Annotated in this window: 13 protein-coding genes and 1 tRNA gene; 4 read left to right on the plus strand and 10 right to left on the minus strand. The window is 70.8% G+C overall.

Features of this window, described 5'->3' with window-relative positions; genetic code table 11:
- Window positions 1–32: 32 nt before the first annotated feature.
- The 4 genes from OO70_RS43735 to OO70_RS43750 form a co-directional block, all read right to left on the minus strand.
- On the minus strand, window positions 33–617 hold the full coding sequence (locus OO70_RS43735; protein WP_043684917.1) for a 50S ribosomal protein L25/general stress protein Ctc: 585 nt from the start codon (window positions 615–617) through the stop codon (window positions 33–35).
- A gap of 181 nt (window positions 618–798) precedes the next feature.
- On the minus strand, window positions 799–1,779 hold the full coding sequence (locus tag OO70_RS43740; protein WP_019064636.1) for a ribose-phosphate diphosphokinase: 981 nt from the start codon (window positions 1,777–1,779) through the stop codon (window positions 799–801).
- 77 nt (window positions 1,780–1,856) lie between these two features.
- Entirely contained in the window at window positions 1,857–3,302 is a 1,446-nt protein-coding gene (gene glmU, locus OO70_RS43745; RefSeq protein WP_078651798.1) for a bifunctional UDP-N-acetylglucosamine diphosphorylase/glucosamine-1-phosphate N-acetyltransferase GlmU, read from the minus strand.
- A 186-nt stretch (window positions 3,303–3,488) separates the two neighbouring features.
- Window positions 3,489–3,560: transfer RNA gene (locus tag OO70_RS43750), tRNA-Gln, on the minus strand.
- Window positions 3,561–3,754: 194 nt separating this feature from the next.
- On the opposite strand from OO70_RS43750, the gene OO70_RS43755 reads away from it, so the two are divergent.
- The gene (locus OO70_RS43755; protein WP_043684923.1) at window positions 3,755–5,080 is read left to right on the plus strand and encodes a sensor histidine kinase; all 1,326 of its coding nucleotides are present in this window, start codon (window positions 3,755–3,757) and stop codon (window positions 5,078–5,080) included.
- A gap of 248 nt (window positions 5,081–5,328) precedes the next feature.
- Here the strand turns inward: OO70_RS43755 and OO70_RS43760 are convergent, their stop codons facing one another.
- On the minus strand, window positions 5,329–5,823 hold the full coding sequence (locus OO70_RS43760; RefSeq protein ID WP_043685012.1) for an SUKH-3 domain-containing protein: 495 nt from the start codon (window positions 5,821–5,823) through the stop codon (window positions 5,329–5,331).
- 64 nt (window positions 5,824–5,887) lie between these two features.
- Window positions 5,888–6,424 (minus strand): YwqJ-related putative deaminase, encoded by a 537-nt coding sequence (locus tag OO70_RS43765; RefSeq protein WP_043684926.1) that lies wholly within the window; start codon window positions 6,422–6,424, stop codon window positions 5,888–5,890.
- A 339-nt stretch (window positions 6,425–6,763) separates the two neighbouring features.
- On the opposite strand from OO70_RS43765, the gene OO70_RS43770 reads away from it, so the two are divergent.
- The 3 genes from OO70_RS43770 to OO70_RS54945 all read left to right on the plus strand — a co-directional run bounded on the left by OO70_RS43770 (window position 6,764) and on the right by OO70_RS54945 (window position 11,912).
- Window positions 6,764–7,780: an SMI1/KNR4 family protein gene (locus OO70_RS43770; protein WP_078651799.1), complete on the plus strand. Its 1,017-nt coding sequence runs from the start codon at window positions 6,764–6,766 to the stop codon at window positions 7,778–7,780.
- Window positions 7,781–7,788: 8 nt separating this feature from the next.
- Window positions 7,789–10,827: an SUKH-4 family immunity protein gene (locus tag OO70_RS53195; RefSeq protein ID WP_078651800.1), complete on the plus strand. Its 3,039-nt coding sequence runs from the start codon at window positions 7,789–7,791 to the stop codon at window positions 10,825–10,827.
- A 197-nt stretch (window positions 10,828–11,024) separates the two neighbouring features.
- Window positions 11,025–11,912 carry a coiled-coil domain-containing protein gene (locus OO70_RS54945; RefSeq protein WP_043684940.1) on the plus strand — a complete coding sequence of 296 codons (888 nt, stop codon included), beginning with the start codon at window positions 11,025–11,027 and terminating at the stop codon, window positions 11,910–11,912.
- Between the two features lie 96 nt (window positions 11,913–12,008).
- Here OO70_RS54945 and OO70_RS43795 read toward each other — a convergent pair whose 3' ends face one another.
- The 4 genes from OO70_RS43795 to OO70_RS43810 form a co-directional block, all read right to left on the minus strand.
- Window positions 12,009–12,587: a hypothetical protein gene (locus tag OO70_RS43795; RefSeq protein ID WP_043684943.1), complete on the minus strand. Its 579-nt coding sequence runs from the start codon at window positions 12,585–12,587 to the stop codon at window positions 12,009–12,011.
- A complete protein-coding gene (locus OO70_RS43800; RefSeq protein WP_043684946.1) occupies window positions 12,584–14,293 on the minus strand; it encodes a PHP domain-containing protein in 1,710 nt (569 codons plus the stop codon). The genes OO70_RS43795 and OO70_RS43800 overlap by 4 nt, the downstream gene beginning before the upstream one ends.
- A gap of 173 nt (window positions 14,294–14,466) precedes the next feature.
- A complete protein-coding gene (locus tag OO70_RS43805; RefSeq protein ID WP_043685014.1) occupies window positions 14,467–16,080 on the minus strand; it encodes a sodium/solute symporter in 1,614 nt (537 codons plus the stop codon).
- A 32-nt stretch (window positions 16,081–16,112) separates the two neighbouring features.
- The gene (locus OO70_RS43810) at window positions 16,113–16,583 is read right to left on the minus strand and encodes a DUF485 domain-containing protein (protein ID WP_043684949.1); all 471 of its coding nucleotides are present in this window, start codon (window positions 16,581–16,583) and stop codon (window positions 16,113–16,115) included.
- Window positions 16,584–16,599: the final 16 nt, after the last annotated feature.

A 16,599-nucleotide genomic window follows, 5' to 3' on the forward strand; every position in this document is an offset into this window, starting at 1 on the left:
AACAGCGGCTGACACAGTGGTGAAGGTGAGGATCAGGCCTCGGTGCCCTCGGCCTCGGCGTCGGCCGACGCCTCCTCCGCCTGGGCGGCCAGGACCTGGAGGACGACCGCGTCCTCGTCGATCGCCAGCGTGGTGCCCTTGGGGAGCGGGATGTCCTTGGCGGCGATGGAGGCACCGGCCTCCAGGCCCGCGATGGACACGGTGACCGACTCGGGGATGTGCGTGGCCTCGGCCTCGACGGTGATCGTGCTGAGCACGTGCTCCAGCAGGAAGGAGCCCGGGGCCAGCTCGCCCTCGGTGTGGACGTAGACCTCGACGGTGACCTTCTCGCCGCTCTTCACGGTGAGCAGGTCGACGTGCTCCAGGTAGCCCTTGATGGCGTCACGCTGGACGGCCTTCGGGATGGCGAGCTGGGTCTTGCCCTCGATGTCCAGGGTCAGCAGGACGTTCGGGGTACGCAGGGCGAGCTGCAGCTCGTGGCCCGGCAGCGTGACGTGCAGCGGGTCCACACCGTGGCCGTAGACCACGGCGGGAACCTTCTTGTCACGGCGGATACGGCGGGCGGCACCCTTGCCGAACTCGGTGCGGGTCTCGGCGGTGAGCTTGACGTCGGCCATGGTCACTCCTCGTAGAACAGTCGGGGAAGGTGGTCACCCGGCCGAACATCGGCCTGCTACGAAGAGCGCGTCGATAACGGACCGCCGTACCCGAATACCGGTACGGCCTCCCTCGCCGAGCAACTGTGGCAGCTTACTCGGCGGGGAGGCCGTAACAGAAATCGATCTACGACGTCCGGTGTCAGTGTTCGTCGAAGAGGCTTGTCACCGAGCCGTCCTCGAAGACCTCGCGGACCGCGCTGGCGATGGTCGGGGCGATCGACAGGACCGTGATCTTGTCGAGGTCGGCGCCGACCTCGCCCGGGGTGGGGAGGGTGTCCGTGAGGACGAACTCGCTGACGCGGGAGTTCTTCAGGCGGTCGGCGGCGGGGCCGGAGAGCACGCCGTGCGTGGCCGTCACGATGACGTCCTCCGCGCCGTGCGCGAACAGGGCGTCCGCGGCGGCGCAGATCGTGCCGCCGGTGTCGATCATGTCGTCGACCAGGACACAGACGCGGCCCTTGACCTCGCCGACGACCTCGTGGACGGTCACCTGGTTCGCCACGTCCTTGTCGCGCCGCTTGTGCACGATCGCCAGGGGCGCGCCCAGGCGGTCGCACCAGCGGTCGGCGACGCGCACGCGGCCGGCGTCAGGGGAGACGACGGTCAGCTTGCTGCGGTCGACCTTGCTGCCCACGTAGTCCGCGAGGAGCGGGAGGGCGAAGAGATGATCCACGGGGCCGTCGAAGAAGCCCTGGATCTGGTCGGTGTGCAGGTCGACGGTGAGGATGCGGTGCGCACCCGCCGTCTTCATCAGGTCCGCGATCAGCCGGGCCGAGATCGGCTCACGGCCGCGGTGCTTCTTGTCCTGCCGGGCATAGCCGTAGAACGGCACGATCACCGTGATGGAGCGGGCCGACGCGCGCTTCAGCGCGTCGATCATGATGAGCTGCTCCATGACCCACTGGTTGATCGGAGCCGTGTGGCTCTGGATCACGAAACAGTCCGCCCCGCGCACCGACTCCTCGAAACGGACGTAGATCTCGCCGTTCGCGAAGTCGAAGGCCTTGGTCGGGACGACCCCGACACCCAGCTGCTGGGCGACCTCCTTGGCAAGCTCGGGGTGGGCGCGGCCGGAGAAGAACATCATCTTCTTCTCGCCGGTCGTCTTGATCCCGGTCACAGCACTGTCTCCTCAGAGGTCATTCAACTGGGTGTGCGTTTATCACGGTACGCCGTGTTCGACGCGTCCGTTTCCGGTCAGTTCTCGCTCTCGGCCTGCCTGGAAGCCGTTTCCGCGGCCTTCGCCGCCGCGCTCCCCGGACGCTTGCGGGCCACCCAGCCCTCGATATTCCGCTGCTGGCCACGGGCCACGGCCAGCGAACCGGGCGGTACGTCCTTCGTGATCACGGAGCCGGCGGCGGTGTACGCGCCGTCCCCGACCGTGACAGGTGCCACAAACATATTGTCCGAACCCGTACGGCAATGCGATCCGACGGTGGTGTGGTGTTTGTCCTGTCCGTCGTAGTTGACGAACACGCTTGCCGCTCCGATGTTGGTGTATTCGCCGATCGTCGCGTCCCCGACGTAGGAGAGGTGCGGGACCTTCGTGCCCTCGCCGATGGCCGCGTTCTTCGTCTCGACGTACGTCCCGATCTTGCCCTTCGCGCCGAGGCGGGTACCGGGACGGAGATAGGCGTACGGTCCGACGGTCGCCTGCGCTCCGACGTGCGCGCCGTCCGCGACTGTGTTGTCGACCCGGGCGCCCGCCTCGACCGTGGTGTCTTTCAGGCGGCTGTTGGGGCCGACCTCGGCACCCTCGCCGATGTGCGTGGTGCCGTGCAGTTGGGTGCCGGGGTGGACGATCGCGTCCTGGCCGAAGGTGACGTCGACGTCGATCCAGGTCGTCGCCGGGTCGATGACCGTCACGCCGCCGAGCATGGCCTCGGTCAGCAGCCGGTCGTTGAGGATGCGGCGCGCCTCGGAGAGCTGTACGCGGTTGTTGATGCCGGCGATCTCGCGGTGGTCGCCCGCGACGGAGGCGCCGACTCGGTGCCCGGCCTCGCGCAGGATGCCGAGGACGTCGGTGAGGTACTCCTCGCCCTGGCTGTTGTCGGTCCTGACCTTGCCGAGCGCGTCCGCGAGCAACTGCCCGTCGAACGCGAAGACTCCGGAGTTGATCTCACGGATCGCCCGCTGCGAGTCGGACGCGTCCTTGTGCTCGACGATCGCGGTCACCGCACCGGAGGCGCCGTCGCGGACGATACGGCCGTAGCCGGTCGCGTCCGGGACCTCGGCGGTGAGCACGGTCACCGCGTTGCCGTCGGCGGTGTGGTTGGCGGTGAGGGCGCGCAGGGTCTCGCCGCGGAGGAGGGGGGTGTCGCCGCAGACGACCACGACGGTGCCGTCGACTGTGCCGAGCTCTTCGAGTGCCATGCGTACGGCGTGGCCCGTGCCGTTCTGCTCCGCCTGGACCGCGGTCCGTACGCCGGGGTCGGTCTCGCCGAGGTGCGCGGTCACCTTCTCGCGGGCGTGGCCCACGACGACGGCCAGGTTCTCCGGCTCCAACTCGCGGGCGGCGGCCAGCACATGACCGACGAGGGTCCGGCCACAGATCTCGTGCAGGACCTTCGGTGTGGCCGACTTCATACGGGTGCCCTCACCCGCTGCGAGGACGACGACGGCTGCCGGGCGAATGGCGCTCACGGGTTTGCCCTTCGGCTTCGGAATGCTGGGGGGTGGACATTCGCAGGATACCGGGGCGTTTCATGGGGGACATGAGAGTAGGCCCTGACAGTGCTGTCAGGGCCTGAAGTGGGGTGCTGGGGGAGGGGGTTGCTCCGTTGCCGATCAGTCGTCGATCCGTTGTCGCTCAGTTGCGATCGGGTTTTGCTCCCCCGCCAGGACTCGAACCCGGACAAATGGCACCAAAAGCCACGGTGCTGCCAATTACACCACGGGGGATCAAACTCGTGAGAACCGGACATTTAGCCTGGTCGCCGAGTGGGCACAGAACACTATGCCGTACCGGATGCCCTCCGTGCGACGGTACTTGTCGTGGGTGATCGGTTTCGTGGCTGTTCGATTACGCGCTGTGGTGTAGGCCAGTCGCGGAAACTCGCCGGAAAAGCGGGCCTGAACGCCCGTAGGCTGGAGGCATGACCACGACGGGGGAAGACCATGCCACGGCTCGGGGAGGGCCGTGGTGGTGGACCAGGTGGCGTAGTGCGGTGCTGGACGCGGTGCTCGCGGTGGTGTCCGCGGCGGAGTGCGGTGCGGAAGGGGTGCGGTTCGCTCGGGACGCGGGGGTTCCGGCGGCCGTGGGTGTCGTGTTCGGGGTGCTGGCCGGGTCCGCGCTGATCGTCCGGCGGAAGTGGCCGATCGCCGTTGTCCTTGTTTCTATCGCCATCACCCCGGCCCAGATGGGCTACCTGATGGGCATCGTGGGGCTGTACACCCTCGCCGCGTCCGAACTGCCGCGCCGGATCATCGGGTCGCTGGCCGGGATGTCGTTCCTCGGGATGCTGATCGTCATGTTCGTGCGGGTACGGCAGGACATGCAGCGGGGGACGTGGGAACTGGGGGACTGGTTCGTTCCGTTCGCCTCGATCACCACCGCGGTCGGGATGACCGCGCCGCCCGTGCTGCTCGGGCTGTACGTGGGTGCGCGGCGACGGTTGATGGAGAGCCTTCGGGAACGGGCGGACAGCTTGGAGCGGGAACTCCAACTCCTTGCCGAGCGCGCCGAGGAGCGGGCGGAGTGGGCGCGGGGTGAGGAGCGGACCCGGATCGCTCGGGAGATGCATGACGTCGTCGCGCATCGGGTGAGTCTGATGGTTGTGCATGCTGCCGCTCTTCAGGCCGTTGCCCGGAAGGATCCGGAGAAGGCCGTCAAGAACGCTGCCCTGGTTGGGGATATGGGGCGGCAGGCGCTCACCGAGTTGCGGGAGATGCTCGGGGTGCTGCGGAGCGGGGACGGGGCGGGTGTGCGGGAGCGGGCCGCCGTGCCGCTGGTCGCGGTGGGGGTGGCTGCCGCCGCGGCGGCCTCTCGGGCCGTGGGTGACGAGGGCGCCGTGGGCGCGGGTGACGGGCCCTGTCTGTCGGACGTGGACGAGTTGCTGGGGCAGTCCGCGGCGGCCGGGATGGTTGTCGACCTGTCGGTGGAGGGGGTGAGCCGGTCGTACGCGGCGGAGATCGAGCAGACCGCGTACCGGGTGGTCCAGGAGGCGTTGACCAACGTCCACAAGCACGCGGCGGGCGCGAAGACGCATGTGCGGCTTGCGCACCGGGTGTCGGAGATCGCTATGCAGGTCGAGAACGAACCGCCGCCCGAGCTTGCGTCTGCTTCGGCTGCGGGGCTTCCGTCCGGGGGGAACGGGCTGGTGGGGATGCGGGAGCGGGTGCTTGCGTTGGGCGGGGTGTTTGTTTCGGGGCCTACGGATGCGGGTGGGTTTCGGGTTTCGGCGGTTATTCCGGCGGTTTGAGGCTGCGGTCGGCCGTGGGTGGGTCGCCTGCGGTTCGGTGGTGGGTCGGGGCCGCGTCGGGGGGTATCCGTCCTCGGAACGGCGCGGAATCGGTCGCTTACCAACTCGGCCGTGTTGACGCGCCAACCGCTGCGGGCGGACACCCCCCGACGCGGCCCCTTCTCGCCGTACGCGGCTGACGGTCCCGGCTTCGGACGCCGCTCACGGTCCTACGGCCGTCTCGGTGGTGGAAGCCTGTCTGTCGCGGGTCAGCCCGCCGTCAGCCGTACCGGTTCTATGCCTGAAATCAGTGCGGCGAGGGCCTGGTCGATGTCGGGGCCCAGGTACCAGTCGCCGGTGTGGTCCAGGGCGTAGACGCGGCCCTCGGTGTCGATGGCTAGGAGGGACTGGGTGTCGGGTTCCTCGCCCAAGGGGCTGACGTCGGTGTCCAGGGCGCGGCCGAGGTCGCCGAGGGTGCGGGCCATGTGGAGGCCGTGCAGGGGGTCCAGGTGGAGGGCCGCGGGGGCGATCTGGCGGCCGGGGCCGGGGGGTGTGATGTGCAGGCCGCCGAATTCGGCCCAGACCTCTACGGCCGCCGGGAAGACGGCGTGCTGGTGGCCGGCGGGGGAGGTGTGGTCGCGCAGGGTGTCCGCCCAGATCTCGGCCTGTTTTATGTCCCAGCGGCCGGGCTGCCAGCCGGCGGCGCGCAGGGCGGCGTCCACGGGTACGGAGAAGCGCGTGGAGGAGTGGCGGTCGGCTTGCATCTGCCCTTCGATCGTCGGCGACATGGGATGCGTGCTGGTGCTGCTTCGTGCGGAGAGGGGGGTGTCAGCCGTTTTCCGTCGTGGGGTCCACGACGCGGACGCCGAAGTGGGCGCTCAGGGCTGCGCAGGCCCGGCAGGGTGTGGCGAAGCTGCCGTGCAGGGGGTCGCCGTCCTCGCGGATGCGGCGGGCGGTGAGCTTGGCCTGCTTGAGGGTCTTGCGGGCCTCGCCGCTGGTCATCGGCTTGCGCGCGGCGCGCTTGCTGCGCTCGGCGTCGGCGGCGGCGATGTGGCGGGAGATCAAGATCGCCTCGGCGCAGCGGCCGGTGAAACGGTCGCGCTGGGCGCTGGTGAGGGTGTCGAGGAAGTCCTGCACGAGTGGGTGCAGGGCGGGTGCCTGGTCGCTGCGGGCGGCTGTGCCGGTGAGGGTTTCGCCGCGTACGGAGAGGGCGGCGGCGACGGTCGGAAGTATGCCGTCACGGCGGTGGTTGAGGGCGGGCGCGTGGGCCGCCCCGGTGGCGCTCCAGCCGACCCGTGGGTCGCCGGACGGCCCGGTGTGCGCCCCGGTGTGCGGCCCCGTCTGTGTCGCGTTCATGATCGTCATCCCCTCCCGAGCATCCCCCGGAAGGACACAGAGTGCCAAATGCCGTGCCTGGTGCGGTAGCTGGGGCGCCGCGACACGCCCGGGCTTCGGCGGGCTGTCACGGCGGGGTGACGGCTGGTCACGGAAGAGGGGGCCCGGCCGACCGCCGCCGGTGACCGGTGTCGCCGTACCGCATAGGCTGTCCGCACCGCGATCCGCGCGGTCGGCCCACGCGGTCGACGCGTGGAGACAGCCGAACGAAGACGTCGACAAGACGAGACAGTCGATACGGGGCACAGCAGGTCAAGTTGGATATTTGGCCGCTGTGGGTCGTACTGAATGCCGCAGGGGGCAACCGCCATGACGACAGGTCGGCTCGGGCAACAAGCCGCGCCACCGAACGCGGCCTACGCCGGGCAGGTCGTGCACTTCCCGGACCCGGTCCGGGCGGCCCGTCACCCCAGAGGGGTGCGGATGGACGAGCACGGCTACCCCGAGTTCTCGCCGTACGCCCGCGCGGCCGCGGAGATCGCCGAGCCGCCGGAGGGCTTCGGCGTCGACGAACTGCGCCTGACGGACTACGTGTCGGCGAACGCGGCCCTCGCCGCGACCGGTCACGAACTGTGGGACACGGTGCCCGCGGTGGCCACCCCGCACGGCTGGACCTGGCACCACGTGGTCGGCACCCGGCGCCTCGAACTCGTCCCCGTGGACGTGAAGGCGCTGCTGCGGCACCACGGCGGGATCGCCACGGCGGCCGTCGACCACACCAAGCGCGGTACCCGCCCGCTCCAGGAGACCCGCCCCGCCCACTTCGGGCTCCCGAAGTCGACGGTGGCCGTGACCGAGGCGCAGGTGCAGGGCGTCGAGGAGGACCTCGGCTACCGACTCCCCGGCGCCTACCGGTCGTTCCTCAAGGCGGCCGGCGGCAGCGCGCCCGTCGGCGCCGCGCTGGACGCCGAGTTGGGGCTGCTCATCGACCAGCCGTTCTTCACGGTGCGCGACGAGGCGGCCGTCAACGACCTCGTCTACGTCAACAAATGCCTGCGCGACCATCTCACCAAGGACTACCTGGGTGTTGGTTTCGTCCAGGGCGGCCTGCTCGCCGTGAAGGTCAAGGGCCAGCGGATCGGTTCCGTGTGGTTCTGCGCCTACGACGACGCCCGCGACGTCGACCCGTCCTGGGCACCGGCCGCCCGCGTGGAGCGGCTGCTGCTGCCCGTCGGGGACGACTTCGACCAGTTCCTCGGCCGACTCGCGGGAAATCCACCGGAGTTGGAGACGGTGGCGAATCTGATGGTGGACGGCGGGTTCGCGCGGTCGGTGCCGGTGGCGGCCACGTCGTCCTCCGCTTCCGCGGCTTCGGTGGGGGAGTGAACTGAACGATGGTGACCTTCGCGCAGGCGCAGGAGCGCGCCGAGGAATGGATCAACGGCGATGTGCCGTCGTACCAGCATCGCGAGGTGCGGGTGCGGGAGTTCGAACTCGGCTTCGTGGTCTGGGCCGAGGACCGCGCCGACGGGCCGCGTTCGGACGGCGGCGCGCAGCGGCTGGTGCTCGCCCGCGACAGCGGCGAGGCCACGCTGTGGCCCGCGCTGCCGGTGGGTGAGGTCATCCGCCGTTACGAGGAGGAGTACGGCCGCGCCGACGAGGTCGCCGACGCGGTACCGGTCGCTTCCGCGCGGGTGGACCTGAACCAGACCTCGTTCCTGTTGAGTCCGCCGGAGTGGTTGCAGGAGGCGGCGGACAAGCTGGGGATTCCGGATCGGCGGGGAGCGGGAACGTCGGTCGGGGGCGCGGGAGTTGCGCTATCGCCATCGCCATCGCCATCGCCATCGCCATCGCTATCGCCATCGCCATCGCCATCGGCTCCGGCTGCCGCTTCGATTTCCGCTCCGGCCGCCCGTTCGCTGCCGGAGACGCAGGCCGGGGTGCCGACTTCTCCGGCGTGGCCGGACGCCGGTGGGTCCGGGGCGCAGGACGCGCACGGCGTGCCTGCCGGGGCCACTCCCTGGGCGGGGACCGACACCAACGCGGATGCCGGCGAGGACCGTTCGGTACCGCTGCCCGCGACCGTGTTCGCTCCGCCGCTGAACGAGCCCGCCGACAAGACCCCGGCCGATGCCGAGACCGCCCTGATGTCCGGCGGCAGCCAACTCCCGCCCACAGCAGTGGCACCGGCGATGGGGGAGCCCAACGCCGGTGGTGGGGTGGGGGGTTCGCGGGGGCCGGGCGGTGGACCTGGTGATGGGCCCGGCGCGGTGCAGGGCAATACGCCGCGTCCGTACGGTTATCCGCAGGGCCAGGGGGCTCAGGGGCCTGGTGGTCCGTCGACCTACGGGTATCCCCAGGGGCAGGGGCAGGGGCAGGGTGCTCCGGGTACCCCGCCGCCTCCGGGTGGTCCGCAGGGTGTGTCTTCGCCGGGTTCGTCGTCGTACGGGTATCCCCAGGGGGCTGGCGCTCCGGGTGGTCCGCCGCCGCCTCCGGGTGGTCCGCAGGGTGCGTCTTCTCCGGGCCCGTCGTCGTACGGGTATCCCCAAGGGGCGGGTGCTCCGGGGGGTCCGCCTCCGCCCGGTGGTCCGCAGGGTGCGCCCTCGCCGGGGTCGTCCGCCTACGGGTATCCGCAGGGGCCGGGCGGTGCCGGTAACGTGCCGCCTCCTCCCGGTGGGCCCGGTGTGCCGGGGCGGGCGCTCGCGTCCAACGCCGAGGACATCGCCGATGCCGCCACCAGCAAGGCGGCGCCTCCGCCGCGCCGGGCGCGGGGTGGCGGTTCGGTCACGCCTCCGCCGCCGGGTGCGCCGGGGACGCCGGGTGCGCGGCCGGGCGGTGCGCCTGGCTCGCCTCCGCCGCCGCCCGGTGGGTATGTGGCGACGCAGATGGTCTCGGCGCTTGGTCCGGAGGGGCCGGAGGGGGCGGCCGGTGCCGGTCCCGGTGCGCCGCAGCCGCCTGGCCCGCCTGGTGCGCCGAACACTCCCGGTGGTCCGCCTCCGGGTGGGTTTGACCATGCGGCGACGATGCTTGCCGACCCGGGGCAGAGGGGGCCTGCGGGTCCGGGTGCTCCGCAGGCGCCCGGTGCCCCTGGTGTGCCGCGTGCGCCCGGTGCCGTCGGCGTTCCCGGCACGCCCGGTGGACCCGGCGCGCCGCAGGCGCCGAACGCCCCCGCGATGCCCGGTGCCCCCGGTTCGCAGGGCGGCGCCCCCGGTGCCGTACACCACGCGGAGACCGTGTTGGCCGCGCCTCCGGTGGGTGGGCCCGGGGTGCCTCCGGCGCCGCAATTCCCGGGTGCGCCCGGTGCGTTGGGGGCGCCCGGGATGCCTCCGGGTGCGGTGCCGCCCGGTGCGATGGCGCCTCCGGGGCAGCCGATGCCCGGGCAGGGACACGCCATGCCGGCGCCGGGGCAGCCCTTCCCGGGTCAGCAGCAGCCTGCCTACGGTTATCCGCAGCAGGGGCAGCCGACCGTAGGGCCGGGATATCAGGCCGTGTTGCGGTACCGCGCGCCGGACGGTTCCGAGCAGCAGCTGATCCGGCGGTCCGCGCCGGGGACGCCGCATCCGGAGTGGCAGATCTTCCACGAGCTGCGGGGCATGAACATCCCGCCGGACCAAGTCCTGGAACTGCACACGGAGTTGGAGTCGTGTGAGCTCCCGGGTGCCTACTGCGCGCGGATGATCCGCGAACAGTGGCCGCAGGCCCGCATCGCGAGCATCGCGCCGTACGGCACGGATCACGCGAGCCGGCAGCAGGGGATGCGGGAACTCCTCACCCACCAGGGCGAGTTGCACCAGGTCGCCGACGGGCCGGCCCGACTCGCCCCGGTGCGGGCGCCGTTGCCGCCGGTGCAGTCGACTCCGCCGATCCCGCCGGAGGCGATCGCGCAGGAACTGGCGGGCGCCTTCGGGCCGGGTGTGTTCCGGTTCGAGCAGGCGGCCGTGTCCCGGCAGGGTGTGCCGCCGATCGTGGCGCACACGCTGGTCGCGGCGGGGCTGCCGATGGACATGGGCCCGTTCTTCTGGGCACAGGCCCAACCGGGCCGCCCGGTACCGACGTTGGCCGAACTCGCGCAGGAGCGCGGGGTGCGGCCGTCCGCCGACGCGGGCTCGTACCTCGTCATGGGCAGCGACTTCGGCCGCGCGATCTGCGTCCAGTACGGCACGGCCAACATCGTCGCGGTGCCCGTGGAGGCGGGGCCGGGCGGTGCGCCCGTACCGCCGCAGTTCGTGAACACGGGGCTGCCCGAGTTCGCGCGCTGTCTGGCGCTGCTCGGCCGGATGTGGCGACTGCGGTACGGGCTCAACCAGGAGCAGGCGGGCCGGTGGACCGTCGACTTCCAGGCGCAGCTCGCTTCGCTGGATCCGGCGGCGCTGGGATCGCCGGAGAGCTGGTGGTCCGTGTTGCTGGAGCAGATGTGGGACGGGTTGTTGTAGTAGTCGCTTTCTGAACGGAAGGGCCGGACCCGGTTGCGTGATCGGGCCCGGCCCTTTTGTGCGCCTGTGGTCGTTCACGTTCGCGTGATGCCCGTGACCTGTCTGCGGAGTGTCGCGTTATGAACCCTTATGCCCGATACATCAAGATATGCGCGAAATCATCATTTCGTGTCCGTCGGGTGGAGAGGGGTTCCAGGATGAGCAGCGCGTCGGTGTCGTCACGTGGCTTCGTGGCAGTACGGGGGCGCGGCTACCGCCCCGACCAGGTCGACGCATACGCGGCGGCGCTCTCGCAGCACCGGGACGCCGCCTGGGAACGGGCCGCGCGGCTGACCGTATTGGCCAAGGACATGGAGGCGGACGCCGAGCGGCTGCGGGAGACGGTGGCAGGGCTCGCCCCGCAGACGTACGAGACGCTCGGGGAGCGGGCGCGGCGGCTGTTCGAGCTGGGGGAGGAAGAGGCCGCCGCCGTACGGGAGTCCGCGCGGCTCGCGGCGCGGGAAGAGGTCGCGCGGGCCGAGGCGCGCGCCGCGAGCGTGCTTCAGGCGGCGCGCGATGACGCGGACGCGCTCCGTGCGGAGGTCGAGGAACGTGCCCGTCAGCGGCTCCTCGCGGCTCGTGCCGAGGCCGACGACATGCGCATCGGCGCTCGGCGGGAGGTGAAGGAGGGGCGTACGGAGGCGCTGGCCGCGTTGCGTGAGGTGCGGCAGCGGACCGCCGGGATGTTGGGGGAGCAGGCGAAGGAGCATGCGGAGCGGTGGGCGGAGGCGGAGCGCTTCGCGGAGGAGCGTGCTGTTGCCCTGGACGCGCAGTGCGCCGAGCGGGTGGCGCGGGCGGAGGCTGCGTTGGTCGAGGCTCAACAGGCCTTCGCTGACGCGGAGTTGTCGGATCGGCGGCGGCAGGAGGAGGCGGGGGAGCGGGCTGCGGAGGTGGTGGCGGAGGCGCGGGTGCGGGCGGAGCGGGTTGCCCGCGATACCGAGCGGGTGCTGCGTGAGCACGGGGAGACATGGGACGACGTACAGGCGCATATGGATCATGTGCGGAGTAGTTTGACTGCGCTTACCGGGCGGGCGGCGGCCGAGTGAAGGAGGGGCGCGGTTGTGGTCATGTGCAGGCCGGTGGGGGCTGGTCGCGCAGTTCCCCGCGCCCCTGAGGTGGGGACAGGCGTCCGGCGTTCTAAGTCACGGGTGATCTGCGCAGCACGGGGTCGGGTTGGGGACCTCGAACGGGGCCAGGGTGTTGGCCGCTGCCGGGACCAGGGCCAGTACCAGGTGGCCCTCGCGCCATTCCGGGCGTACGTGGTCCTGGGTGTGTACGGGGGTGACGGGGTCCGGGGTCTCGCCCGATGTCGCGCCGACCACGATCACTCGGTCGATCGCCGTCAGTTCGAGTAGGTCGGACAGGGGGATCGTCCCCGTGAGGAGTTCCGCGCCGGGGAACAGGACCGCTCGGCCCGAGCGGCGGGCGGTGTGCTCGGTGGCGGCCTGGGCGGCGGCTTCGTGATCGCCCAGGTGTGTATCCGACTCCGTCAGCCGTTGCCACGCCTTCTCCGCCGCCCCGGCATCCGGCAACTCCAGGGATACGGCCGTTCCTCTGCGCGTGTCCGTCCGGATCAGGTGGGTGCAGGCGACCGTGCCCGACGGTAGCGCGAGTGTGGTCATGAGGTCGCGGATGAGGTGGTCGGCCTCGCGGAGGGTCGTCGTGCCGGCGTCCAGCCCCAGGACGGGGTGGACGCCGGACGGGTCGTAGGACGTGGTCATGCGGGGAGGACCCACATGGGGTTGGAGTAGAACCAGAGGTCCTTCCACGGGTCGGCGTCGCCGAGGACGTCCATCGCGGGGCCTGCGGGGTCTACGGCCGCGCCGTTGACGCCTACGGCGGAGCGGTTGCCGTCGGTGCCGCGGAGGCGGACGTAGACCGGCTTGTCCAGGCGGCCGAGGGAGTACGTGAGGCGGACGGTGCCCGACGACTTGTCGACCTCGAAGGACTTGACGACCTTCGTGCTCGGGGTGGAGAAGGTGTCCTTGTCCGCTACCGGGCCTGTGACATCGCCCTGGATGACGTCGACTCGGGCCAGAGTGGGTTGGAACTGGGCCCAGTTGGGGCCGTTGGACAGGCTGATCTTGATGACCAGGTCGACCTGGGCGCCTCGGCGGACGTGCAGTGCGCCGCCGAGGGTGACCTCGCGGCCGCCGTAGGAGAGGCGGGCGTCGAGGCCGCTGATCAGGCCGCCGTGGTCGACCCAGACGCGGCCCGCGCGGATGCCGTCCATGACCGCCTTGTAGGCGAACGAGGTCGCGCCGACGTGGGTGCGGGAGTACTGGCCGGGCCAGAAGTCGGTGTCTGTGAGGCTGATGCCGCCGCTGTAGATGGGGTCCTCGTAGCGGCCGTTGGCGTTGAAGTCGCCGCCGGGGCCGCGCAGGGCGGTGTCCGCGTAGACGTTGTGGGAGTCGGAGTTGGCGGTGATCCACCAGGGCTTGCCCTCGGCGAGGAGGCTGTCCCACAGGCCGCCGACCGTGGCGGTCATCCAGTCGAAGCCGCCCCAGGTGCGGTAACTCTCCAGCGGGTAACCGGCGAAGGAGTCGGCGCTGGGGCTGTTGTCGTAGATGCCGCGTCCGCTGCCCGGGCCGTTCGGCTTCGGGATGCCGCCCGCCTGGTGGCCGGGGGCGCCCTCCATGCCGACGGCGATCGTGGGCTGCGCGTCGCGCCAGCCGCGGATCTCGTGCGGGGAGTCGATGCCCTTGCGCGCCGGGTGGTTGGCGAGGAAGAGGGCGTCCTTGACCTTGCGGCGGCGGACCTGGTCGGCGAGGAAGTTGATGCCCGCGATGGCGAGGGCCTCGTTGGCGGGCGAGTTGCCGCTCGCGTTGTTGACGCTGCCGTCGAAGGAGTTCTCGAACTCCTTGAGCACGGCGACCTCGTTGGAGCCGGGGTGCACGAAGACCGTGCCGTGCTCGGCGCCCGGGATGTTCCACTCCAGGCCCTGGAAGACGAGGGTGTCCTCGGTCTTGTCACGGGCGTCGACGATGTCCGGATTGACCTTCTCCACACCGATCTTGGCGTGTGCGACGCTGCCGTGGTCGGTGATGACCATCCAGTCCAGGCCGTGCGCGTTCGCCTGGCGTACGTGGTCGATGACCCGGTACTTCGCGTCGCTGCTGTACTGCGTGTGGATGTGGTGGTCGCCGGCCAGCCACAGGTAACCGCCGTTGCCCTTCGACGACTTGGCCGTGTGCTCCTGCACCGACGCGGCTGCCTCCCCCGCGCCGGCGAGCACGCTGCCCGCCGCAAGTCCCGCGCCGAGCAGGCCCGTTCGGCGCAGCATGCCTCTTCGCGACAGCTGACTGGGCGTCAACTCCTCGTCCGGTACCGACGTGTCGAGGGCGGGCGGCAGCGAGCCGGCGTCCCCGTCCCCGTGGTGGTGATGGTGGTGGTGACCGTGGTCGCCGTGACTGTGGCCGTGGCTCATGTTCAACTCCCGCTGGAATGCAGGGACCTTCACGCTCGGACGTGCAGAGTCTGAAAAGGAGCGGTGAACAGCGGGAGTCGCGGTGGTGGTGTGGCAAAGAACGAGTCATGCACGGCTATAACACCGGTCATGCGAAGCTTTGTCGTCGGTCATCCTTCGCCCCTGCGTTCTGTTTATCCTTCGCCCCTGCGCACCGCGCCCGCCAGGATCCAGCCCTCCATCGCCTCGTACCGCCGGCGCTGTTCCTCCTCCTTCGCCCGGCCCGAGGCGACCGTGCCGAGCCAGCCGAAGGCGAAGCCGAGGGGGATCGTGACGAGTCCTGTCGTCGTGAACGGGAACCAGTTGAAGTCGGCGTGAGGGAAGGCGGCGGTGGCCGAACCGGAGACCAGGTTCGTGCCCGGCATCAGCACCAGCACGGAGAGCGTGCCGCCAATGAGCGTGCTGAGCAGGCCCGTTCGGGTGTAGCGGCGCCAGAAGAGGCTGTAGACGAGGGCGGGCAGTATGGCCGAGGCGCCCAGGCAGAAGGACAGGGTCACCAGGGGTTGCAGGCCCCGGTGCTGGACCAGTGTCGCGAGCAGGATCGCCGGAACGCCCACCGCCAGCGCCGAGTAGCGGGCCAGTGTCATCTCGCGGTGGACCGGCATCTCCTGGACGCGGGTCGCGAAGACGTCGTGGGCGAGGGAGTTGGCGCAGGCGAGGATCATCCCGGCGACCGAGGCGAGCAGGGTCAGGAAGACGGCCGTGGTGACGGTGGTGAACAGGAGGGTCTCCGTCGCCGACATGCCCGCGCCGAACACCGCCCGCGAGCCCAGCAGATAGGCCGTGTTGCCCTGCGGGTCGGCCTGCGCGATCGCCGCCCGGCCGATCAGCGCCGTGGCACCGAACCCGACGACCGTCACGATCACCACGAACAGCGCCACGCTCGACACCGCCCACGACATCGACCGCCGCACCTGCCGGGCGCTCGACGCCGTGTACATGCGCATCGTGATGTGCGGGAGACAGGCGCCGCCGAGGACGACCGTCAGCTGCGAACTGATCATGTCCAGCCGGGGACTTGGGCCACCGGCGAACTCGAGTCCCGAGTGGAGGAAGGACGAACCGACCCCGCTCCGCTCGGCCGCCGTGTCGAAGAAGGCGCCCAGGTCCCAGTGGAAACGGTTCAGAACGAGCACGGCGATCACCGTTCCCGAACCGAGCAGCATCACGATCTTCAGGATCTGGATGAGGGCGGTGCCCTTCATGCCGCCGATCGCCGCGTAGCTGATCATCAGCGCGCCCAGGCCGATGATGCAGCCGGTCTGGAGGAAGTCACTGGAGAAGCCGAGGATGAACGCCAACAGCTGCCCCGCGCCCGCGAGTTGGACCAGCATCAGCGGCAGCAGCGCGATGATGGTCACCGCGCACGCGACGATACGTACGGACCGTCCCGGCATACGGCGGCCGAGCGCGTCGCCCATCGTGAACCGGCCCGCGTTGCGCAGCGGTTCGGCCAGCAGGAACATCAGCAGCATCAGGGACAGGGCTGTGCTCAGCGCGAGGACCACTCCGTCGTAGCCGCACAGCGCGATCACCCCGCCCGTGCCCAGCACGCTCGCCGCGGAGATGTAATCGCCCGCTATGGCAAGGCCGTTGCGCAGGGGGGAGAGGGAACCGTACCCCGTGTAGAACTCGTCGAGGTCGTCGCGGTCCGGGCCCGTCATCACACACAGCAGGAGGGTGATCGTGGCGACGGTGGAGAACGCCACCAGCGACATCGTCTGCGAGGAATCCCTGAAGCCGGTCATCGCCGTCACCACGGTCGGTGTCGTCGGCGCGGTCACCGTGCCGCCTCCCGTCTGGCGTCCAGTTCGGCCTGCTTGCGGATGCGGTCCGCGAGGGGGTCGACGCGGCGCCGGGCCGTGTGCTCGTAGAGCGCTATCGCCAGCCAGGTGACGGGGAGTTGGACCAGCGCGAGCAGCAGTCCGGTGGGCACACCGCCGGTGACGGTGCTCGACATCAGCGAGGGCGCGAACGCGGAGAGGCCGAGGAAGAGGCAGAAGTAGCCGAGCGCGGTGAGGGTCGCCACGCGGCGCTGACGGCGGTACGCGCCGCGCAGGACGCGCAGATCGCGGTGGTTGCCGAGGGCGGGGCGACGGGGCAGACGGCGGCGTTCGGGCGGGGGCGGGGGTGGCTGCCAGGGGTAGGTGAGGCGGGGCGGGGACGGGTCGTGCGGGGCGCGCGAACCATGCGGGGGGTAGGGGTCGTACGGGGCGTATGAATCATGCGGAGGGTACGGGTCGTAGGACATCCCGTGCTCCTTGCGT

Origin of the sequence: Streptomyces xylophagus (assembly GCF_000716435.1) — a bacterium.
Classification (GTDB): Bacteria; Actinomycetota; Actinomycetes; order Streptomycetales; family Streptomycetaceae; genus Streptomyces; species Streptomyces xylophagus.